Origin of the sequence: Nonomuraea sp. NPDC049269, from assembly GCF_043197155.1 — a bacterium.
Classification (GTDB): domain Bacteria; phylum Actinomycetota; class Actinomycetes; order Streptosporangiales; family Streptosporangiaceae; genus Nonomuraea.
This window is the reverse complement of sequence record NZ_JBICSO010000001.1, coordinates 761,429-780,581: the sequence shown is the minus strand read 5'-3', so window position 1 is coordinate 780,581 and position 19,153 is coordinate 761,429. Positions and strand designations below refer to the sequence as shown.

The 19,153-nt window shown below is 70.9% G+C and carries 21 protein-coding genes; 13 read left to right on the top strand and 8 right to left on the bottom strand.

Translation table 11 applies throughout. The annotated features are described in order from the left end of the window. The first annotated feature begins 197 nt into the window (after positions 1–197). The 8 genes from ACGFNP_RS03710 (at position 198) to ACGFNP_RS03675 (ending at position 4,481) form a co-directional block, all read left to right on the top strand. Positions 198–392 carry a hypothetical protein gene (locus ACGFNP_RS03710; protein WP_358340056.1) on the top strand — a complete coding sequence of 65 codons (195 nt, stop codon included), beginning with the start codon at positions 198–200 and terminating at the stop codon, positions 390–392. Between the two features lie 19 nt (positions 393–411). Next, the gene (locus ACGFNP_RS03705) at positions 412–729 is read left to right on the top strand and encodes a hypothetical protein (RefSeq protein ID WP_358340058.1); all 318 of its coding nucleotides are present in this window, start codon (positions 412–414) and stop codon (positions 727–729) included. A gap of 25 nt (positions 730–754) precedes the next feature. Next, a complete protein-coding gene (locus tag ACGFNP_RS03700; RefSeq protein ID WP_358340060.1) occupies positions 755–1,075 on the top strand; it encodes a hypothetical protein in 321 nt (106 codons plus the stop codon). Positions 1,076–1,110: 35 nt separating this feature from the next. Beyond that, positions 1,111–1,377 carry a hypothetical protein gene (locus ACGFNP_RS03695; RefSeq protein ID WP_393314374.1) on the top strand — a complete coding sequence of 89 codons (267 nt, stop codon included), beginning with the start codon at positions 1,111–1,113 and terminating at the stop codon, positions 1,375–1,377. A gap of 143 nt (positions 1,378–1,520) precedes the next feature. Continuing rightward, on the top strand, positions 1,521–2,033 hold the full coding sequence (locus ACGFNP_RS03690) for a peroxiredoxin family protein (RefSeq protein WP_393314371.1): 513 nt from the start codon (positions 1,521–1,523) through the stop codon (positions 2,031–2,033). Further along, entirely contained in the window at positions 2,030–3,826 is a 1,797-nt protein-coding gene (locus ACGFNP_RS03685; protein WP_393314368.1) for an ABC transporter ATP-binding protein, read from the top strand. Before ACGFNP_RS03690 ends, ACGFNP_RS03685 begins: the two co-directional genes overlap by 4 nt. Then, positions 3,823–4,239, top strand: a complete 417-nt coding sequence (locus ACGFNP_RS03680; RefSeq protein ID WP_358340067.1) for a S26 family signal peptidase — start codon at positions 3,823–3,825, stop codon at positions 4,237–4,239. The genes ACGFNP_RS03685 and ACGFNP_RS03680 overlap by 4 nt, the downstream gene beginning before the upstream one ends. A gap of 98 nt (positions 4,240–4,337) precedes the next feature. Then, positions 4,338–4,481, top strand: a complete 144-nt coding sequence (locus ACGFNP_RS03675; protein WP_358340069.1) for a hypothetical protein — start codon at positions 4,338–4,340, stop codon at positions 4,479–4,481. A 72-nt stretch (positions 4,482–4,553) separates the two neighbouring features. On the opposite strand, the gene ACGFNP_RS03670 is transcribed toward ACGFNP_RS03675, so the two are convergent. Both ACGFNP_RS03670 and ACGFNP_RS03665 read right to left on the bottom strand, forming a co-directional pair. Next, positions 4,554–5,837 (bottom strand): lanthionine synthetase C family protein, encoded by a 1,284-nt coding sequence (locus tag ACGFNP_RS03670; RefSeq protein ID WP_393314364.1) that lies wholly within the window; start codon positions 5,835–5,837, stop codon positions 4,554–4,556. Further along, positions 5,834–8,878, bottom strand: a complete 3,045-nt coding sequence (locus ACGFNP_RS03665) for a lantibiotic dehydratase (protein ID WP_393314362.1) — start codon at positions 8,876–8,878, stop codon at positions 5,834–5,836. Before ACGFNP_RS03665 ends, ACGFNP_RS03670 begins: the two co-directional genes overlap by 4 nt. 167 nt (positions 8,879–9,045) lie before the next feature. Here ACGFNP_RS03665 and ACGFNP_RS03660 point away from each other — a divergent pair, with 167 nt between their 5' ends. The 4 genes from ACGFNP_RS03660 to ACGFNP_RS03645 all read left to right on the top strand — a co-directional run bounded on the left by ACGFNP_RS03660 (position 9,046) and on the right by ACGFNP_RS03645 (position 11,475). Further along, positions 9,046–9,225, top strand: a complete 180-nt coding sequence (locus ACGFNP_RS03660; protein WP_358340075.1) for a hypothetical protein — start codon at positions 9,046–9,048, stop codon at positions 9,223–9,225. Between the two features lie 18 nt (positions 9,226–9,243). Then, complete coding sequence (locus ACGFNP_RS03655) at positions 9,244–9,420, top strand: hypothetical protein (RefSeq protein WP_358340077.1); 177 nt, start codon at positions 9,244–9,246, stop codon at positions 9,418–9,420. Between the two features lie 2 nt (positions 9,421–9,422). Next, positions 9,423–10,667 carry a lanthionine synthetase LanC family protein gene (locus tag ACGFNP_RS03650; RefSeq protein ID WP_393314358.1) on the top strand — a complete coding sequence of 415 codons (1,245 nt, stop codon included), beginning with the start codon at positions 9,423–9,425 and terminating at the stop codon, positions 10,665–10,667. A 67-nt stretch (positions 10,668–10,734) separates the two neighbouring features. Next, complete coding sequence (locus tag ACGFNP_RS03645) at positions 10,735–11,475, top strand: BTAD domain-containing putative transcriptional regulator (RefSeq protein ID WP_393314355.1); 741 nt, start codon at positions 10,735–10,737, stop codon at positions 11,473–11,475. A 3-nt stretch (positions 11,476–11,478) separates the two neighbouring features. Here the strand turns inward: ACGFNP_RS03645 and ACGFNP_RS03640 are convergent, their stop codons facing one another. The 4 genes from ACGFNP_RS03640 to ACGFNP_RS03625 form a co-directional block, all read right to left on the bottom strand. After that, complete coding sequence (locus ACGFNP_RS03640; protein ID WP_393314352.1) at positions 11,479–13,065, bottom strand: Na+/H+ antiporter; 1,587 nt, start codon at positions 13,063–13,065, stop codon at positions 11,479–11,481. A 95-nt stretch (positions 13,066–13,160) separates the two neighbouring features. Next, the gene (locus tag ACGFNP_RS03635) at positions 13,161–14,135 is read right to left on the bottom strand and encodes a Xaa-Pro peptidase family protein (RefSeq protein ID WP_358340085.1); all 975 of its coding nucleotides are present in this window, start codon (positions 14,133–14,135) and stop codon (positions 13,161–13,163) included. Next, positions 14,132–15,043, bottom strand: coding sequence for an ABC transporter ATP-binding protein (locus ACGFNP_RS03630; RefSeq protein ID WP_393314348.1), 912 nt, complete (start codon positions 15,041–15,043; stop codon positions 14,132–14,134). Before ACGFNP_RS03630 ends, ACGFNP_RS03635 begins: the two co-directional genes overlap by 4 nt. Continuing rightward, complete coding sequence (locus tag ACGFNP_RS03625; RefSeq protein ID WP_358340089.1) at positions 15,040–15,867, bottom strand: ABC transporter ATP-binding protein; 828 nt, start codon at positions 15,865–15,867, stop codon at positions 15,040–15,042. Before ACGFNP_RS03625 ends, ACGFNP_RS03630 begins: the two co-directional genes overlap by 4 nt. Before the next feature lie 109 nt (positions 15,868–15,976). On the opposite strand from ACGFNP_RS03625, the gene ACGFNP_RS03620 reads away from it, so the two are divergent. Beyond that, entirely contained in the window at positions 15,977–17,173 is a 1,197-nt protein-coding gene (locus ACGFNP_RS03620) for an RNA-guided endonuclease InsQ/TnpB family protein (protein WP_393314344.1), read from the top strand. Between the two features lie 40 nt (positions 17,174–17,213). Here the strand turns inward: ACGFNP_RS03620 and ACGFNP_RS03615 are convergent, their stop codons facing one another. Continuing rightward, complete coding sequence (locus ACGFNP_RS03615; protein ID WP_358340093.1) at positions 17,214–18,089, bottom strand: ABC transporter permease; 876 nt, start codon at positions 18,087–18,089, stop codon at positions 17,214–17,216. Further along, a complete protein-coding gene (locus ACGFNP_RS03610; RefSeq protein ID WP_358340095.1) occupies positions 18,086–19,153 on the bottom strand; it encodes an ABC transporter permease in 1,068 nt (355 codons plus the stop codon). The genes ACGFNP_RS03615 and ACGFNP_RS03610 overlap by 4 nt, the downstream gene beginning before the upstream one ends.

The window sequence follows — 19,153 nt, the reverse complement described above, 5'->3', positions numbered from 1 at the left end:
CCACTCACATTTCTCTTTCAGCCCCCTCACGCCGTTGGTCCGCCGGGATCCTCGCGGCTGAAGACGGCCAGGCAGGAGCCATGGGCGTGACGACAGCGACGCGACAGCCGTGTTCCGGCCGCCGAGTCAGCACGAGGTCAGGGACGCGACAGCCGAATACGGCAGTGTGCGTACATCAGCCGACGAGGGGAGAAACAGTGGTCAAGAAACTGATCGACGGAATGCTGGGCGCTTTCCTGCCCAAGACTCAAGCGCACGCCATCGACTGCTGGGAGGACTACTGGTGCGACCGGGACTCGCAAGGGTCGGTCTATTATCACCGGACCTGCTGCCTGACCAGGGACGGCGTTCACTGTAACAACTGGTACGGCGTGTGCACCAACTGCTGCTGAACGAGTCGACGGAGAAAAGATGAAAATCATCGCAACAACGGCTCTGCTGGTATGCGCCGCCACCATGGCGCTCCCCGCGCAATCGGCCCAGGCGGCAAAGGTGGCCGACCCAGGGTTCTGCGGCGTACGCGTACAAGGTCCGACGCCCATAACGGGTGGGGGCACCTTTTATTACTGGGCTTATACCGTCAGGAACAAATGCGGCTACGGGCTGAACCTGCTGGTCCATCTCCCCGGCAACGGGCGGGACACGTCCTGCAACTATGTTCTGCCGGGCGGCTACCAGACCTACACCTACCCCGCTGACGACTCGAACTGGACCATCAGGGCCTGCTAGATCTGGTCGGAGGAGCATCGCGATCATGTCATCACCGACAAAACGCTGGGCGGGGAAGCTCGCCGCCACAGCCGCGGCGGCCGCATTGTTCATTCCGGTCTCGCCGAATTCAGCCCTCGCGGACCCGGGCTTCTGCGGCGTCCGCAACGGAACCACCGCCGGCCCCGGGCTACAGCTCACCTACATCGTCCGGAACAAGTGCTCGGGCGGAATCAACGTCCAGATATATTTCCCGACCGCTGGGCGGTACAGCTGGGCCGGGTGCCACTACATACCGGGGTACAGCTTCGGCTACTTCGCCGACCCCCTGGTGACCAACGACTGGGAGGTGCGTAACTGCGCCTGACTTTATCGTCGTCGCGAGAACAAGTGGAGGGCGCAATGCGCAAGTCAGCCCGATCGGCGATTCTCGTCGCCGCGCTGGGGCTCGGGGCCATGATGCCCGCGGCCGCCAACGCCGACTCCCCGCCGTCAGCCTCGGCGGCGGTGACGGCCGAGGAGTGGCGTTTCGCCACCTACGACGTCCAATTTCTCTGCAATATCGATCTGGCGGTCACCCGATCGCGGTACGAGACCGACCCGCTGACCGGACCCTGCCTTTATTCGAATGTGGCGCACTACTATTACTTCTGGTGGAAGGTGCCGTAATCACGGACGCCCATTCACAGGAAACCCAGGCCGGGAGTCTTCGCACCGGCCTGGGTTTTCTCTCTAATGGCCGCGTCAGCGGGCCGACAGGGTCACGACAGCGCGGCCCGCCAGGATTCCACAGTCGCATAAGGAGGATGGTGATGAGCATGCTCGCGGTCGCGGTGGCCCTGACAGGGGTGCTGTGCGTGGTGAATCTGCTGCTGACGTTCGGCGTCATCCGGCGGCTGAAGGAAGGACAGGGGACGTCGTCGCCGGTCGGCCTGCCGGTTCCGGGGGCGGTGGTGGGTGAGTTCGAGGTGGCGGCGCGGGACGGGCGGATCCTGTCGCGGGAGTCGCTGGGCGAGGGGGCGCTGGTGGCGTTCCTGAGCGCCGGTTGCGGGGGGTGCGGCCCGCAGATTCCGCGGCTGCTGGAGCGGGCGCGTGAACATCGCGGGGAGCGGATCGTGGCGGTCGTGTCCGGGCCGGAGGCCGAGGCGGCGCAGCTCGTCGAGCCGTTGGCGGGGGTCGCCGACATCGTGCTGGAGCCGCAGGGCAAGGCGGTCAACGACGCGTTCGGGGTGCGGGGCTATCCGTCGTTCTGCCAGGTGGCGGACGGGGTGGTCACGGCCTCGTCGGTGAACGTGGCGGTCCTGCCCGCGCCGAGCCGGTCGTGAGGCAGGCGCTGGTCGCGGCCCGGCTGGTGTGGCGGGCGGCTCCGGTGCCGGTGCTGGGCTATCTGGCGGTGACGTTGGTCGCCGGTCTGGTGCCGATCGTGGTGGCGTGGCTGACCAAGCTGGCATTGGACCGGGTGGCCGCTCCGGGGCCGCCGGGGGTGCTGCTGGGGCTGGCGGTGGGGCTGGCGGTGGCGGGCCTGTTCACCTCGGTCAGCCTGCAGGGCAGCCAGTACCTGCGCGGAGAGGTGAGCCGCAGGACGACGCTGGTGGCCAAGGACGAGCTGTTCGCGTCGGTGGAGCGGCTGGACGGTCTGGCGCGGTTCGAGGACCCGGCCTTCCTGGATCGGCTGAGGTTCGCCCAGGAGAGCGCGCGGGCTCTGCAGCTGATGGTCGACTCGTGTTTCGGGCTGGCGCGCGGTGTGGTCACCTTGGTGGGGTTCATGGTGTCGTTGGCGGTGCTCACGCCGGTGTTCACCGGCGTGGTGGTCGTGGCGGCCGTTCCGGCGCTGATGGTGGAGTTGCGGCTGTCGCGGCGGCGGGCCGACGTGATGTGGAAGATCGGCCCGGTGGAGCGGCGAGAGTTCTTCTACGGGCAACTGCTGTCGACGGTGAACGCCGCCAAGGAGATCCGGCTGCTGGGCATCGGCCCGTTCCTGCGCGGCCGGATGATCGATGAGTTGCGTACGTCCACGGCGGCCAAGCGGCGGCTGGAGCGGCGGGAGCTGTCGGCACAGGCGGGATTGTCGCTGCTGTCGGCGGCGATCTCCGGTGGCGGGCTGATCTGGGTGCTCGTCAGCGCGGGTCAGGGCAGGCTGAGCGTGGGTGATGTGTCGATGTTCGCGGCGGCGGCGGCCGGTGTGCAGTCGGCGGTCGCGGGGCTGGTGAGCACGGCGGCCGGCGCGCATCAGCAACTGCTGATGTTCGGCCATTATGTCGACGTGGTCGAGGCCGATCCGGATCTGCCGGCGGCCGCCTCGCCCGCCGGCGCGCTGCCCGTGTTACGGCGGGGCATCGAGCTGCGTGACGTGTGGTTCCGTTACAGCCCGGCGCATCCGTGGGTGCTGCGGGGGCTCAACCTGTTCATCCCGTACGGCGAAGCGGTGGCTCTGGTCGGGCGCAACGGCTGCGGCAAGAGCACGCTGGTCAAGCTGCTGTGCCGGTTCTACGACCCGACCCGCGGTGCGATCTTGTGGGACGGGGTGGACCTCCGCGACGTGGAGGTGGGGCGGCTACGCGAGCGGATCGGGGCGGTGTTCCAGGACTTCATGGCCTACGACTTCAGCGCCGCGGACAACATCGCGGTGGGCGATCTGGCGGCCCTCGGTGATCAGGGGCGGATCGAGACGGCGGCCGGGCACGCCGGGGTGCACGAGATGGTCGAGGCCCTGCCGCACGGCTATGACACGTTGCTGACACGGATGTTCCACCAGGATCCCGACGACCCGGGTGGCGGGGTGACACTGTCGGGCGGGCAGTGGCAGCGCCTCGCACTGGCCAGGGCGTTCCTGCGTGAGGACCGGGATCTGATGATCCTGGACGAGCCGAGCGCGGGGCTGGACGCCGAGGCCGAGTACGACCTGCACACGCGGTTACGGCAGATCCGCGCGGGCCGTACGGGAGTGCTGATCTCGCATCGGCTGGGTGCGGTGCGTGCGGCGGATCTGATCGCGGTACTGGTGGACGGGGTGATCGCGGAGCGGGGGAGCCACGCAGACCTGCTGGCGGCGGGCGGGACGTACGCGCGGCTGTTCACGTTGCAGGCCCAGGGCTACGCGATGGCGCGGTCGGGATGATCGGGTGGGCCGTCCTGGCCATCGCCGTGGCAGGGGCGTTGTGGTGGGGGCGCACCGGCTATGTGGTGGTCGTGGTGCGGGGACCGAGCATGCGGCCGACCTACCGGCAGGGTGAGCGGGTGCTGCTGCGCCGTACGACCGCGGGCAAGGTACGGCGCGGGCAGGTCGTGGTGGTCACCGGCGCCTCCGAGGACGGGGCGTGGCTGCTGAAGCGGGCGGTGGCGATCCCCGGCGACCCGGTGCCCAGGGACCGCGTCCCCGCGCTGCGTGACGTGGCGGGGGACACCGTGCCGGTGGGTCGGCTGGTGCTGGTAGGCGACAACCCCGATCAGTCACTGGATTCGCGGCATTTCGGGTACGTGGCCGCGGATCGGCTGGTCGGTGTGGTGGTACGGCGCCTGAGCCCGCGGTGACGGCGCACCGGTCGGCGTGACGACATCGCGCCGCCAGGAGCACGACATGCGAGATCTCCAAGATGGAGACATCCCATCGAAGGCGAAGGAGAGTCGCTATGCGCGGCAGATCGAGAGTGGCGGCGATGATCGGGGCCGTGTTGTTCGCGGCCGTGACGGTGTACGGGGCCGCGTCCGTGGCCCAGGCCGCCGACGGCGGGTCCGACACGCCGATGGTCACCGAGACTCACAAGATCCAGTGACCGTGACCAGGTGCTGCTGATCGGGCCGAATGCGGGCCTCGCCGGGGCGATTCCCCGGCGAGGCCCGTTCGGTCAGCTCAGCAGAAGGAGCGTGTCCCAGTCGGAGCGTGCCTCCGCGAGGAGGCAGCTCCGCAGCGCGAGGCCGATCCCGGCCGCACCCTCGATGGCGCCGGCCACGTCGATCTCGACTCCGTGTCCGAGCGGGTATCGAAAGCCGAAGGGCGACCCGGCGTCGTACAGGGCGAGCAACCGGGTGGCCGCGGTGCCGACGATGGAGCGGACCGCGCTATCTCCAGAATCCTCGGCGATCCGCCAGCTTGTCCGGAGTATCCCGGCCCACCCGTGGCACAGCGACGCACCGGAGACTCCCCAGTCCGCCACCGGCCGATCGCGCATCGCCCGCATGGCGCCCACGGCGGCCTCTTCCCACGAGGAACGCCCCAGGGCCCGCCCGGCCAATTGGAGGGCGCGGGCGATGCCGGGCGTGCCGTAGCACCAGCTCGCCCGGAACGCCGTGTCGGACCGCGGCCGGATCCCCAGTTGCTCGGGCAGCGTCACGGTCGCCGGCCAGAACGGGCCATGACCGTCCTCAAGGCGCCGGTCCAGCAGCCACTCCACGATCCGCTCCATGGCCGCGTCCTGGCCGGGGACACGGACCCCTTGTTCCATGGCGATGGCCAGCAACGACAGCGGCCCGGTGATCCCGTGCGCGACGCCCAGGTTGCCGTGGCCGAGCTCGTATCCGTCGACGTCCCTCAGCGTGGGACCGCCCTCGACCCACCAGCCGGGGAGCTCGTCGCCGCCAACCGCGATGGGCCGGGTGAGCTCGACCAATGAGGCGAGTACGTCGGCGACGAGGTCGTGTTCCCCGCGCAGGAGGAGATACCTGCCCAGGCCGGTCAGCCCGTAGGGGATGTCGTAGTGATGAAATCCTCGGGGCCGCCGCCGGGTGAGCTCCTGGCGGAAGGCACGCAGCCGTCGCCGGACGACGCCGGCCACGAACGTGTCGAGTTGCCCGAGCAGTGTCGCGTAGTCACCGGGAGCGGCGGCGGTGAGGCAGGTCGCCATCGCCAGGGCGGGCAGCCCGGTCCACAGCCCGCCGCTGCCGGGCGGATCGGGCAGCGAAGCCGCCCTGGCGAGGTGCGCGTAGGCGCGCTCACGGTCGCCCAGGACACCGAACAGCAGCGCGACGCCGGTGTGGCCGCCGCTCATGGACAGCGCGCCGGTGTCGATGACCCTGAGATCGGGGGGCAGGCTCGACATGACGGTCGCCGCGCTCGCCATTCGCCCCGGGTCACTCAGTCCGTCGGCGACGTGGCCCAGAACGTGCTCCGCCGTCACCTGGAGCAGGTTCATGTCCCGAACGCCCGCCGGTCGTGCGCCGCCCGCACCACGCCGCGGGCGATGGCGTAGGACGCGCTCTCCGTCTCGCGGTCGACGCCGACGAGCCGGTTGTGGTGCATGTGGAGCAGGCTGTTGACGGCCGTCGTCCAGCTCGGCTCTCCGGGGCGCAGCACCTCGCCGTACTCGGAGACCGCTCTCGACCGGGGTGCCCAGAGCGCCGGAAGGTTCTTCTCGTACGCCCGCAGCGCGTGCCAGTCACCCGCCGGATCGATGAGGCGCATGGCCGGTTCGCGGTGGCGGCGGAAGGCGTGATGGTGGGCGCCCTTGGGATAGTTCGCCAGCAGCCACTGCTGCCACGACTCGTCGCCGAGCCCGCGCAGGATGTCGACATAGTTGGCCGCCGCGAGCACCTCGGACGGGAGGCCATCCATCCCGTCCAGCCGGAGCCGCAACTGGGCCAGCACGGCCTCGGAGTCGGCATGGAACACCTGCTCGGCCAGCTCCATGGCCTTCTCCCCGCCGTAGCGGGCCACCTCGGGCTCGTAGGTGTCGAGCACGAGCCGCTGCGCCCTTCCCGAATCACACAGGTCCCGCGCCCAGTCGTGCAGCAGCGGCAGCACGCGCCGGCCGGCGTGGAAGCGGAGCCGCAGATGCGGATCGGGGTCGGCGTACCTGAGGAAGTACCAGCGGCCGATCCGGGATCGCACCGCGTTGATGAGCGGCGGAACGGCCGTGGCCAGGAGGTCGTCCTGCTGCTCGGCCGGGACGTACAGCTTGGCGTAGAGCCACTGCCCGCCCGGCAGGTGACGGGGCCGGGACGAGGTGAGGCGGACGGGAGCGCGGGGTGCGCTCGGCGGCCGGTGCCGGGGCACGAACGGGACGACGACCTCGTTGGCCAGGCCGTGCAGCCAGCCGGTGCCCGGCTCGCCCCCGCACGGTCTTTCGTGGAGCACCAGGTCCGGCTGCCGGGCCAGCTCGCGCCTGAGCAGCCCGCGATGCAGCGGGGAGGTGAGGTCGAGGGTGATCCGCTGATCGCCGAGGGTGGCCTCGACCTGGTCGGGGACCGCCCATCGGGCTCGCCACTCGTCGAGCAGGCCGGGCCACTGGCCGCCCTGCCGGGCGGGGTCGCGCAGGGACGCGGGCGGCAGCCAGCGCGCCGATGCCACGACCGTCCGGCCGTACCGCACGCGCGGAAGGAACGGCAGATGGTTCAGCGAACCCCATTGCCAGCCGCGCCAGACACCCGTGCCCGCCTGGGAGATCTCCGCGAGCAGCCGCGCGGCGTTCGGCGCGCCCGTGTACAGGTTCATCAGGTGGAACGGCATCGGCCTGATCTCACGCCCGAGCGACAGGGACAGCACGCGGAGCCGCGCGAGGTCGGCATAGACGGCGAGGTCGTCCACACCCAGCACACCGGGATCGGCCACGTAGACGCCGACGCTGACCAACTGGTCGAGAACGCGTGGCACCTGGGAGACGTTGCCCAGGCGGGTCCGGTGCGGCTGGAAGGTGAGCTGCGCCGCGACCGCGCCGGCTGTAGTGGTGTGGAGATCACGCAGGCCGGCGATCGGCCGTGGCGAGTCCGCGAACAGGTGCAGGAAACGGCCGAAGAACGCCCCCAACTGCGACGAGCCTGAGGCTGCCGGGATCACCAGCCGGAAATCACCCTCGTCGAGAGCGCGGGCCGAGTCCGCCAGCACCGTCACGGGCAGCTCCATGGCCGACGGCGGCGCGTCGGCGCCGTTGACGCTGAGCCGTCGCACGTGGTCGGCCTCCAGGAGGACCTCTTGGCGCCCGTCCCGGCCGGCCTGCTGCGCGAGCTCGGCCAGCAGCCGGGCCCTGCCGGACGGCACGTCGGCATGCGGAGCCGGACGCCGGGAGCCGGACGGCCGCAGATAGCCCGCCGGTGGACCGAGTCCCCTGGCCGGGTCGAGGAGCTCCTTGAGCGGCACCGGGTTGTCGATGCCGTACTTCTCCACGAACTCCTCGTGGTACTGCGACAGGTGCGTGAGCCCGGTGTCGGCCGTGACGCGCCGCAGCGTGGTGACCGCGTGCTCCAGCTCGTTCACCACCGCGGCCGGGAGCGTGACCCGCGCGTCCACCCGCAGGTCCACCTGTACGGGCTGGTCGGCGGCCCGCAGCCGGTCCATGGCCGTCATGACGGCCCTGAGCTGCGCGATCCCCTCCCCAGGCGGCCGCCGCGCGTAGGTCTGCAGCGCGCGGTCGATCTCGGCGAGCGCGACGGCCTCCGGCTCCCTCGCGCCGACCCGGTCCAGCACATGCCGGACCGGATCGCGGCCGTACGAAGGCGGCCGCAGGTCGGTCAGCAGGAACTCGTGCCGGACGAGCTCCGCCAGCATCGACTCGACGACCTGCTCGGACGCCTCGGGAAACTCCGCTGTCAGCAGCGCCACCAGCTCCGCGTACGGCGTTGCCGTGCCGGCGAGCTCGCAGACCCTGCGCACCGCGGCGGAGTGCCGCACGGAGGTCTCGTGCGCGTGCCCGCCCTGGTCGTCGGCGCGGATGTACGGCAGCACCAGCCGATCCCCGCGAACCTGCGCGAGATCGTTGACGACCACCCGGAGCCCCCGGAGGATCTCCGGATCCCGTTCCCACCTGCGAACGACGGCGAGCAGCCAGTCCATGTCCGGCCGCACGGCCTTACGGTGCGCGCCGCCGAGCGACACCCGCGTCCGGTCGCCGAACCCGGCGATCTCCACGCCCGCCAGCAGCCCGAAGGGCGTCGGCCTGGTGGACATGCGCAGCACGTACTTGGTCACCGCGTAGATCGCCCGGCGCAGCCTGGCGTGAGAGACGTCCTCGCCGCGCTCCACCTTGCCGAGAATCCTGGCCAAGGACCGGCTGGACACCTCCAGCGCCTCGCGGACCAGCGGCGGCGCCGACACTCGACGCAGATAGTCGATCATCCGATCGCACTGCCCCGGATCGTCGGGGTCGAGGTCCTCGAGGGTCACCGCGGCATGGCCGGCGGAAAGGGCCGGCGTACGCAGCAGGGCGAAGTCGGCCACGGCGAATTCAATTTCCTCCGGCACAGAAACCCCTTCATTTGGTATTACCGCGCCCCCAGATTAATCGGCCGCGCATACCTGCCGCTTACGCGCCGATTTCGCGAGCCGCGTAGGCGGCGCGTAAACGATACGAAGGAAGCGTGAGATACGTTCTGGGTTCAGCATGCGAATGCCAGCCGGAGGAGTGGAACATGGAAAAGCTTTTCGACCTGCAATTGCGCAGCCTGCCGACGAAATCCGCGGAATACGGGATCCATGACATGTCGATGACCATCGAAATGTGCAACACGCGCAACTGCCCCACCGTCAGCGGCGCCACCTGTTACCAGACCTGCAAGGACACCTGCCAGTCGCCGCCCACCGTCTGCTGAGACTCGAGGACTCGATACATGGATAATTCATTTGATCTGCAGCTACGCAGCCTGCCTGATCCGGCCGTCGCGGCGACCGTCCCGATGGCGGACACGGTGCATCAGACCCTGTGCCTGGACGGCGTGGAAGGGTGCGGCACGGTCTGGGCGACGTGTTACGACACCTGCTGCGAAGCAGGATCGAAGCTCTGCTGACCATGAACACGCTCATCGCGGTGTGCGCGCGGCAGGTCGCCGGGCAGGTGGCGGATGCGCGGCTGCGCCGGCGGGCTCTGGCCACACTGGCGCGCGTCACCGCGAAACGGCAGGCGAACACCTGGTCCGCGGCCGGGTTGTCCATGGGGGACGCCGGGCTGGGGCTCATGTCCGCGGCGTTCGCCGATCGGTTCCCGGACACGGGGTGGGAGGCGCTCGGACAGGAGTTCCTGGCGGCCGGCCTCGATCAGGCGAGGGCGCCGGACGCGACGCTGTCGCTGTTCTCCGGCACCGTCGGCTACGCCACCGCGGCCTGGCAGCCCGGTCTCGGTGCCCACCGCGCGTCGTTCCTGCCCTTCGAGGACCGGCTGCTGGCCAGGATGGGCGGCTTCGCGCAGGGGCTGGCCGCCGACGAGCGGCCCGCGCCTCGCGGATACGACACGGTCACGGGAATCTCCGGCTGGTGCGGCTACCTGCGTGGCCGCGCCGGCTCGAAACAGGCCGACCGGGTCACGGCCTCGGTGGCCGACGCGCTGGTCGCGGTCCTGAGCGAGGACGGGCTCCCTCGGCTGAGCTACCGGTTCCGGCAGGGGGAGGGAGCCAGGCTGGTCGACTGCGGGCTGGCGCACGGTGTGGCAGGACCGCTCGCGGCGCTGTCCCTGCTCGAACGGCACCACCGCTTCCAGCGGCCCGACGTCGAGACCGCCATCCACTGGGGCGCCCGGTGGCTGATGGCTCAGGCCGGGGCCGAGGGCGGGGTGGTCCTCTGGCCGGATGCCGTCGAACTGGATCCGAGCGGCAGCTCCGACCGGCCGCGGGTCAACGCCGGATCCTGGTGCCACGGCGGCTCGGGCATCGCCCGCGCGCTCTACCTGGCCGGCGCCGCCGTCGGAGCGCCGCGCTATCAGGAGTTCGCGGTGGACGCCTTCCTGACCCACTGCGCGCTACCGCCGTGGCTGCCCTCTCCCAACCTCTGCCACGGTACGGCCGGACAGCTCCTCATCACTTTGGCCTTCGCCCATGACACCGACCAGCCCGCTTTCCGGCACGCCGTGCAGCGGCTGGTCGGCGAACTGTTCAATCGTTACCGGTCCGACTCGCTCCTCGGCTACCTCGACGTGGAGGACAACGGAGTGGCGGTCGACCATCCCGGCCTGCTCAGAGGGGCGGCCGGCGTGGCGCTCGCCCTGCTGTCCGCCGCCGCCGGAGAGCCGCTCGCCTGGTCGCGGCTCCTGCTGATCGACTGAGGCGGCGTCAGGTCGGCGTCAGCGGGCGGACAGCCCCACGACGCTGGAATCGGTCACAGTCGTTCCCATGGGGAGCGTTCTCCGGTTCGAAGTGCTCGGACCGCTCAAGGTCGTACGGGACGGGCGGATCGTCGCGGTGCCCGCCGCCAAGCAGCGCACGATTCTGGCCAGCCTGGCATTGGCCGCCGGCCATCCGGTAACGGTGCGGACATTGATCGAACGCGTATGGGACGACGAGCCACCGGCCGGCGCGCGGTGCGCGATTCAGGTGTACATCTCGCGGCTGCGGAAGATTCTCGGCCACGGCCACGGGATCCACAATTCGGGGGACGGCTATCTGCTGAATGGTGAGGTGGACCTCGCCGAGTTCGAAACGCTGTGCGAGCTGGCCAGAAAGGTTGCCGGAGATCCGGCTCGGATGCTGAGCCCTCTTCGGCGGGCGGTGGCATTGTGGCGCGACCCGCTGCTGCCGAATGTGCCGTCGATGACGTTGCACGACCAGGTGGTCCCCGCCTTGACGGAGCGCTGCCTTCAGGCGAGCGAGCAGCGTTTCGAGCTCGAACTGGCGCACGGCAACCATCATGAACTCATCGCCGAGCTCATCGCGGTCACCAGACGGCACCCGCTGCGCGAGCGGCTCAACAGCCAGTTGATGCGCGCCCTCTACCTGGCCGGGCGGCAGGCCGAAGCGCTCGATGCCTACCGCTCCCATGCCCGGCACCTGCGGGCCGAGTTCGGGCTCGATCCGGGGGAGCGGCTGGCCGCGCTGCATCAGTCGATCCTCACCGGGCAGGCGGCGCCGGCATGACGGTCAGTGCAGACTCCGCGCGTCGAGCAGGCGCAGCACCCGGATGACCACTTCCGGGTCGGCGTTCGGGTCGCGTCGCGCGTCGAGCACCGCCTGGCGGGCGGCGGACATCATCTCCGACTCGACCCGCCTGACCGTGCGTACCCGCTCGGCGCGTTTCTCGTAGGCCGCGCGCCGCTCGGCGTCGGCGGCCTCGGCGCTGATCCGCATGCCGATGTCCGTCATCCGCTTGGCGAGCAGCTCCACCACCTCCTCGGGCAGGTCCTCGGCCTCGTCGATCTCCTTGAGCCGCCGTCTGGCCGCGGTCGCCGCGCTGATGGCCAGCCGCCGCTCCAGGTCCCGCTCGGCCGCGGTGTCGCTCTTGACGCCCAGCTTGGACACCAGCCAGGGCAGCGTCAGCCCCTGTACGACCAGCGTGGCCAGGATGACCGCGAACGCGATGAACACCAGCATGGCCCGCTGCGGGAACGGCGCCCCGTCATCCGTCCGCAGCGGGATCGCCAGGACGAGCGCCACAGAGGCGACGCCACGCATGCCCGCCCACCACATGACGACCGTCTCGCGCCAGCTCAGCGGCACCTCCGACTCGTCGTCCCCGGCCCGGCGAGTCTTCCTGGCCACCCAGGCGGCCGGCAGCAGCCAGACCAGCCGTACCACCACCACGACGCCCACCACGGCGGCGCTCCAGCCGAGCGCCTCGCCCAGCCGCCCGCCGAGCGTGCCGAACACGGTGTGCAGCTCCAGGCCGATCAGCCCGAACGCCACCCCCGTGACGAGCGTGTCGACGATCTGCCAGAACGTCGCCGAGGCGAACCTGCCTTTCACGTCGTCGGCGTCCGACATGTGCTCGCTCAGGTAGAACGCCGTGGTCAGGACGGCCAGCACCCCCGAGCCGTGCCACCTGTCGGCCAGCGCGTAGCTGACGAACGGCACCAGCAGCGACAGCCCCACCTGCAGCGTGGCGTCGCCGAGCACGGCCATCAGCCGACCGGCCAGCCAGCCGAGCGCCAGACCCACCGCGACCGCCACCACCGCCGACAGCACGAACTCGCCCAGCGCGCCCGGCCACCAGAAAACGCCGGTGACCGCCGCCGTGATCGCCACCTTGTACAGCACGATCGCCGTGACGTCGTTGAACAGACCCTCGCCCTCCAGCAGCGACACCAGCCGTCTGGGCAGCCCCAGCCGGCCCGCCACCGCCGTGGCCGCCACCGGGTCGGGCGGCGCCACCAGCGCGCCGAGCGCCGCCGCGGCCGCGATCGGCAGGCCTGGGATGAGCGCGTGCGCCGTCACCGCCACGACCGCCGTCGTCACGAACACCAGCGCCACGGCGAGCAGGAAGATCGGCCGCCAGTTCGCCGCGAACTGCCGCCACGACGTCCGCCGCACGGCCGCGTACAGCAGCGGAGGCAGCAGCAGCGGCAGCACGATGTCGGGCGGTACGTCCACGTCCGGCACGAACGGCAGCAGGGCCAGGACGATGCCGAGCAGCGTCATCAGCACCGGCGACGGCAACCCGAGCCGGTCGCCGAGCGGCACCGTGATCAGTGCGCCCAGCAGGATGAGCATGAGCAGCACGAACTGGTCCAAGACGCCCTCCGATGATCCCCCGAATCAGCCTAGACGGGTGGTCGGCCGAGCTCACGGACGGCCTCGGTGAAGCGTCAGCCGTGGGGGAGGCGGCGTCAGCGGTCGAGGACGTGCAGGGTGTGGTGGCCGGAGCCGAGGGCGACGGGGCCCTCCGCCGTCATGGCGACCACGTCGGCCACCCGGGCGCCGAACAGGTCCGGTACGTAGATCGCGGGCTCCAGGCACAGGGTCATCCCCGGTTCCAGCGGCGTGTCGTCACCAGGGACGACCCGCGGGCCCTCATCATGGCCCAGCCCCACGCCCCGGCCGAAGTGCGCGGCGGCGAAACGGCCGTACCCGCTGCCGTCGATCACGTCCCTGACCGCCCTGGCCACGCTCTCGGCGGCGGCCGACGGCCGTGCCGAGCGGAGGGCGGCGGCCCGCGCGGCGAGTACCACCGAGTACATGGCCTCGAAGTCCTCCGGCGGCTCGGCGACGGCGAACACACGCGCCACCTCCGCGCAGTAGCCGTTCCATCGGCCGCAGAGCGAGACCAGCAGCGCGTCACCGGGGTTGATCACCCGGCCGCCGGGCTGGTGCGCGGGACGCGCGGTGTGCTCACCCGCCGCGACCCGCAGCGACAGGACCTCCTCGCAGCCGCTCTCCAGCAGCAGCCGCCGCAGCCGCGCGGCCATCGCGCCCTCGGTGGCGCCGAACCAGGCCAGCTCACGGGCCTGGCCGAGCACCGATTCGGCGGCCACGACGGCGCGCTGGACCGCCTCGATCTCCTCCGGCCGTTTGCGCAGCCGCAGCGGCGCCAGCACGGCCGTGGCCGGCACCAGCTCGGCCTCGATCGTGAGCCCGAACAGCTCGCGGACCCGCATCTCGGGGTCCACGCCGACCCGCCGCGCCGCGCGGGGCACGAGCGGGCCGGGATCGGCGGTCTCGGCGGCCGTGTCCAGGGTGACGACGAGGAACCCCTCGCCCTTCCCACCCAGGAACCTGAAGTCGGGTGAGGGCCGCAGAACCAGGGCGTCGACCTCGGCCTCGACCATGGCCGCCCGCACGGCGTCCAGGATGGGCTCGGTCACGTCGCAGGCTCGTGCAGCCAGCAGGCGACCGGTCCGAAGTCGGGTTCCTTGTCCCGGCAGACGTCCATGACCTGCGGGCAGCGCGGGTTGAACCGGCAGCCCCGCGGCGGGTGCGCCGGATCCGGCACGTCGCCGGGCAGCTCGGCGGGCAGCACGCCCATCCCGTCGGGCTTGGGGATGGCGCGCAGCAGCGCCTGTGTGTACGGGTGCCGGGGGTTCGCCCACACCTCGGCCGTGTTGCCCACCTCAACGATCTTACCGAGGTACATGACCGCGATCCGGTCGGCGATCAGCCGCACCACCGACAGGTCATGGCTGATGAACAGCAGCCCCGCCCCCGAGTCCACGGCCAGGTCGCGCATCAGGGTGGCGACCTGCGACTGGGCCGACGCGTCCAGCGCCGAGATGGGCTCGTCGCCGATCAGCAGCCGGGGCCTGGCCGCCAGCGCCCTGGCGATCGCGATGCGCTGCCGCTGCCCGCCCGAGAACTCGTGCGGGTGCCGGCCCGCGAAGTCACGGGGCAGCCCGACGCGTTCCAGCAGGTCGGCGGGCGCGGTGGCGGTGTCGCCTGAGGTACGGAGCCCGTCGGCGATCTGGTCGCCCACGCGGCGGCGCGGGTTCAGCGACGCGTACGGGTCCTGGAACACCATCTGGATGCCCGTCAGCTTCCGCCGGCGCAGCCCGAGCGGCGTGACCGGTTGCCCGTCGAACGTGATCGACCCCTCGGTGACCGGGTTGAGCCCGCAGACCGCGCGGGCCAGCGTCGACTTGCCGCAGCCGGACTCGCCGACCAGGCCGACGACCTCGCCGGGGCCGACGGACAGGCTCGCCCCGGCGACCGCCCTGACGATCGGGCGCCCGGGCGAGCGGTGCTCGACGACCAGGTCGTCGATCGCCAGCAGGGTCATGAATCCTCCGAACGGGGAGCGGGAGAGGGCTCGGCGTCGGGCAGTGAGGTCTCGGGCAGTGAGGTCTCGGGCAGCGAGTCGAGCAGGGAGCGGGTGTACGGATGGGCGGGTTCGCGCAGCACCTGGCCGCGCGGCCCCGTCTCCACGACCAGGCCGTCCTTCATCACGCTCACCTCGTCCGCCACCGCCGACATGACGCCCAGGTCGTGGGTGACGAGCAGCACGGCCAGCCCCAGCTCGTCGCAGAGCCCGCGCAGCAGCCGCAGCACCCCCGCCTGCACGGTCACGTCCAGCGCCGTCGTCGGCTCGTCGGCGATCAGCACCTTGGGGGAGCAGGCCAGCGCGATGGCGATCGCGACGCGCTGCCGCATGCCGCCCGAGAACTGGTGCGGGAAGCGCCCGTACGCCTCCTCGGCGCCGGGGATGCGCACCTTGCCGAGCAGCTCGACGGCCCGCCGCCGGGCCTCCCGCTTGTCGACGCCGAGGTGGTGGCGCATGTGCTCGGTGAGCTGTTTGCCGATCGTGAGCATCGGGTGCAGGCTCGTGGCCGGGTCCTGGAAGACCATGGCCACCTCGCCGCCGCGGACCCGGTTCAGCTCCTTCGGCGGCAGCGTGAGCAGCTCACGGTCGCCGAGCGCGATGCTGCCGGTGGTCCGCGAGCCGTGCGGCAGCAGGCCCAGGACGGCCAGCCCGGTCATCGTCTTGCCGGACCCGCTCTCGCCCGCCAGCCCGTGCACCCTGCCCTCCTGGAGCGACAGGTCCACGCCGCGAAGGATTTTCTTGTCGCCGATGGTCACCTTCAGATCGGTGATGTCCAGGGTCACCAAGCACCTTCAGCGTGGATGCCCCGTCCTTTAGGACAGGGAGGAAACGCGAAGCGGACAGACACTCTGGCTCCCGGTTTTGTCGGTGTTGATCTGTAGCTTGATCGGCATGTCCCGCTACCGGCTCCAGCCCACGCCTGCCCAAGAGGCGGCGTTGCTCGAGCATTGCGGGCATGCCCGGTTCGTGTGGAATCTCGCGGTCGAGCAGCATCAGCACTGGAAGGCGGGGGGCGCGAGCGCGCCCGGTTTCGCCGAGCAGTGCCGCCAACTGACGGAGGCGCGAGCAGAGTTCGCGTGGCTGCGTGCCGGGTCGATCATCGTGCAGCAGCAGGCGCTCAAAGACTTTGCGCAGGCGATGGCGAACTTCTTCGGCAAGACCCACAGGCGCCCGAGTTGGCGTAAGCGCGGACGGGGAGAAGGTTTCCGGATCGTGGCGGTCAAGGCGGGAGATGTGCGCCGCCTGTCCCGCAACGTGGGCGAAGTCAAGGTGCCCAAGGTGGGCTGGGTTCGGTTCCGCTGGTCCCGCAACATGCCCGAGGGAATGAAGTCGTATCGCATCACCTGTGACCGGGCGGGCCGCTGGCATGTCGCCTTCGCCGCGATCCCAAAGCCTATCCCCGCGCCGGGTACGGGCGAGGTCGTCGGAGTAGATCGGGGTGTCTGCGTGTCGGCGGCTCTGTCCACGGGCGAACTGCTGTCCGTGCCGACATACCACGGCACGGAGAAGGTGCGTCTGCTGCGGGTGCTGCGGAAGCTGGCCCGCGCACAGCGCGGGTCGAAGCGCCGCGTCAAGGTCAAGCAGGCCATCGCCAGGCTTAAGGCCCGCGAGAGCGACCGGCGCAAGGACCGGATCGAGAAGACCTCGACCGATCTGGCCCGCCGGTTCGACATGATCGCCATCGAAGACCTTCAGATTCGCAACATGACCCGCTCCGCGAAGGGCACCCTGGCCGAGCCTGGCAGGAACGTCCGCCAGAAGGCAGGGCTCAACAGGGCAATCCTCGCCGCCGGTTGGGGCCGACTCGCGGTCCGGCTGGAGCACAAGGCTCCGGGTCGTGTCCAGACGGTTAACCCGCGTTACACGTCGCAGACCTGCAACGCCTGCAAGCACATCGCCAGGGAGAGCCGCGAGAGCCAAGCCCTCTTCCTGTGCGTCGCGTGCGGGCACCAGGACAACGCCGACGTCAACGCGGCCAAGAACGTACGCGACACGGCGGCAGGGCATGCCGTTGCTGCGCGGGGAAGCTCGCCATTGGGCGGGCCCGTGAACCGCGAACCTCAACGCGACCTCCTCCTCGCGAGGTAGTCGCTGTTGAAATCCCCCGTCTTCAGGCGGGTGGAGGATGTCAAAGCGCACGCTCCTTGATGGCGCGGGCCGTACGGGGATCGAGGGCGTCCCGCAGCGTGTCGCCGAGGAAGTTGAAGGCCAGCACCACGGTCAGGATCGCCAGGCCGGGGAAGGTCGCCACCCACCAGCTGTCGAAGACCTCCACGCCGGAGGCCACCATCGCGCCCCACTCCGGAGACGGCGGCTTGGCCCCGAGACCGAGGAAGGACAGCCCCGACAGCAGCAGCAGCGCGGTGCCGATGTCGAGCGTGGCCAGGACGAGCACCGGGCCCGTCACGTTCGGCAGCACGTCCACGCGCAGCGAGCGCCAGGCCGAGAAGCCCAGCAGCCGCCCGCTCAGCACGAACTCCCGCTCCCGCACACCCAGCACCAGCCCGCGGGTCACGCGGGCGTAGGCGGGCCAGGCCACGACGAGTACGGCCAGCACCGCGTTGGTCAGGCTCGCCCCGAGCGCCGCGGCCACCACCATGGCCAGGATGACCGTCGGGAAGGCGAACACCAGGTCCGCCACCCGCATGATCGTCTCATCCACCCATCGACCGAAATATCCGGCGCAGGCGCCGAGCAGGCCGCCGACCAGCACCGACAGCGCCACCAGCATCAGCGTCAGCGGGATCGACACCCGCGCGCCGTGCATGACCCGGCTGAGGATGTCGCGGCCGAGCTGGTCCGTGCCGAACCAGTGCCCGGGCCCGGGGGCCGCCAGCCGCGGCAGGTCCTGGGCCAGCGGGTCGTGCGGCGCGAGCACCGGCGCGGCCAGCGCGACCACCAGCCAGAGGATCGCGATCACGGCGCCGATGACGGCCAGCGGTTGACGCCACGCGTGGGGGAGCCGCCCGGTCAGGCCCTTGCGGGCCAGGGGATCCCGTTTCACTGAAGCCTCACTCGGGGATCGATGACGCCGTACAGCACGTCCACGATCAGGTTGATGACGAGGTACACGACGCCGACCACGAGCCCGACGCCCATGACGGCGGGCAGGTCGAGGGTGGTGGCGCTCTTGTAGGCGTACTGGCCGACGCCCGGCCAGGCGAAGATCGCCTCGACCAGGACCGTGCCGGACAGCAGACTGCCGAACGCCAGGCCCGCGACCGTGATGATCGGCACCAGCGCCGAGCGCAGCACGTACCGGAACAGGATCGTCCGGCCGGGCAGGCCCTTGGCCCTGGCGGCCCGCACGTAGTCCTGGCCGAGGACCTCCAGCACGGCGGAGCGGGTGAAGCGGGTGAGCAGCCCGATCGTGTACAGGGCCAGCACGAGGGCGGGCGTGATCAGGTGGCCGACGGCCGAGCCGAAGATGTCCCATCGGCCCGCGAGCAGCGCGTCCACGGTCTGCAGGCCGGTGACGGCCGGGGCCGAGCCCAGCGCCGCGTCGACCCTGCCGCTGCCCGGGGTGATCTGCAGCCGGTAGAAGAACACGTAGAACGCCACCAGCGCCAGCCAGAACGTCGGCACCGAGATGCCGATCAGGCTCAGCACCCGCAGCGCGTGGTCCGCCAGCCGGTCCCTGCGCAGCGCGGCGATCACGCCGAACGCCACACCGAGCACGAGCGAGACCAGGATCGCCGCCCCGGCCAGCTCCAGCGTCGCCGGCACGAACTCGGCCAGGTCCTGGCTCACCGGCCGATGGCTCTGCTGGCTGGTGCCGAGGTCGCCGTGGACGACGCCTTGGAGGTGCAGCAGGTACTGCTCCCACAGCGGCTTGTCCAGGCCGTGCTCGGAGCGCCACTGCGCGACGATGGCCGGGTCGCCCAGGGCCCGCTGGCCCAGGTTCGCGGCCACCGGGTCACCGGGCACCAGGTTCGTCAGCACGAACGTCACCAGCGTGATGCCCCAGGCCAGCAGGAGCGCCAGGAGGATGCGCCGGATCAGGAACCGGGCGAGGGGGTGCGCCCCGCGCCGCCGGGGCGCGCGGGGCGTGTCGTCCGTGGCGGACAT

What these genes read in the sequence shown, in the direction of transcription:
- ACGFNP_RS03705 (WP_358340058.1), top strand. Translation starts at nt 412, where the DNA reads ATGAAAATCATCGCAACAACGGCTCTGCTGGTATGCGCCGCCACCATG.
- ACGFNP_RS03700 (WP_358340060.1), top strand. Translation starts at nt 755, where the DNA reads ATGTCATCACCGACAAAACGCTGGGCGGGGAAGCTCGCCGCCACAGCC.
- ACGFNP_RS03695 (WP_393314374.1), top strand. Translation starts at nt 1,111, where the DNA reads ATGCGCAAGTCAGCCCGATCGGCGATTCTCGTCGCCGCGCTGGGGCTC.
- ACGFNP_RS03690 (WP_393314371.1), top strand. Translation starts at nt 1,521, where the DNA reads ATGAGCATGCTCGCGGTCGCGGTGGCCCTGACAGGGGTGCTGTGCGTG.
- ACGFNP_RS03680 (WP_358340067.1), top strand. Translation starts at nt 3,823, where the DNA reads ATGATCGGGTGGGCCGTCCTGGCCATCGCCGTGGCAGGGGCGTTGTGG.
- ACGFNP_RS03675 (WP_358340069.1), top strand. Translation starts at nt 4,338, where the DNA reads ATGCGCGGCAGATCGAGAGTGGCGGCGATGATCGGGGCCGTGTTGTTC.
- ACGFNP_RS03670 (WP_393314364.1), bottom strand. Translation starts at nt 5,837, where the DNA reads ATGAACCTGCTCCAGGTGACGGCGGAGCACGTTCTGGGCCACGTCGCC.
- ACGFNP_RS03660 (WP_358340075.1), top strand. Translation starts at nt 9,046, where the DNA reads ATGGAAAAGCTTTTCGACCTGCAATTGCGCAGCCTGCCGACGAAATCC.
- ACGFNP_RS03655 (WP_358340077.1), top strand. Translation starts at nt 9,244, where the DNA reads ATGGATAATTCATTTGATCTGCAGCTACGCAGCCTGCCTGATCCGGCC.
- ACGFNP_RS03650 (WP_393314358.1), top strand. Translation starts at nt 9,423, where the DNA reads ATGAACACGCTCATCGCGGTGTGCGCGCGGCAGGTCGCCGGGCAGGTG.
- ACGFNP_RS03645 (WP_393314355.1), top strand. Translation starts at nt 10,735, where the DNA reads ATGGGGAGCGTTCTCCGGTTCGAAGTGCTCGGACCGCTCAAGGTCGTA.
- ACGFNP_RS03630 (WP_393314348.1), bottom strand. Translation starts at nt 15,043, where the DNA reads ATGACCCTGCTGGCGATCGACGACCTGGTCGTCGAGCACCGCTCGCCC.
- ACGFNP_RS03620 (WP_393314344.1), top strand. Translation starts at nt 15,977, where the DNA reads ATGTCCCGCTACCGGCTCCAGCCCACGCCTGCCCAAGAGGCGGCGTTG.
- ACGFNP_RS03610 (WP_358340095.1), bottom strand. Translation starts at nt 19,153, where the DNA reads ATGTCCGCCACGGACGACACGCCCCGCGCGCCCCGGCGGCGCGGGGCG.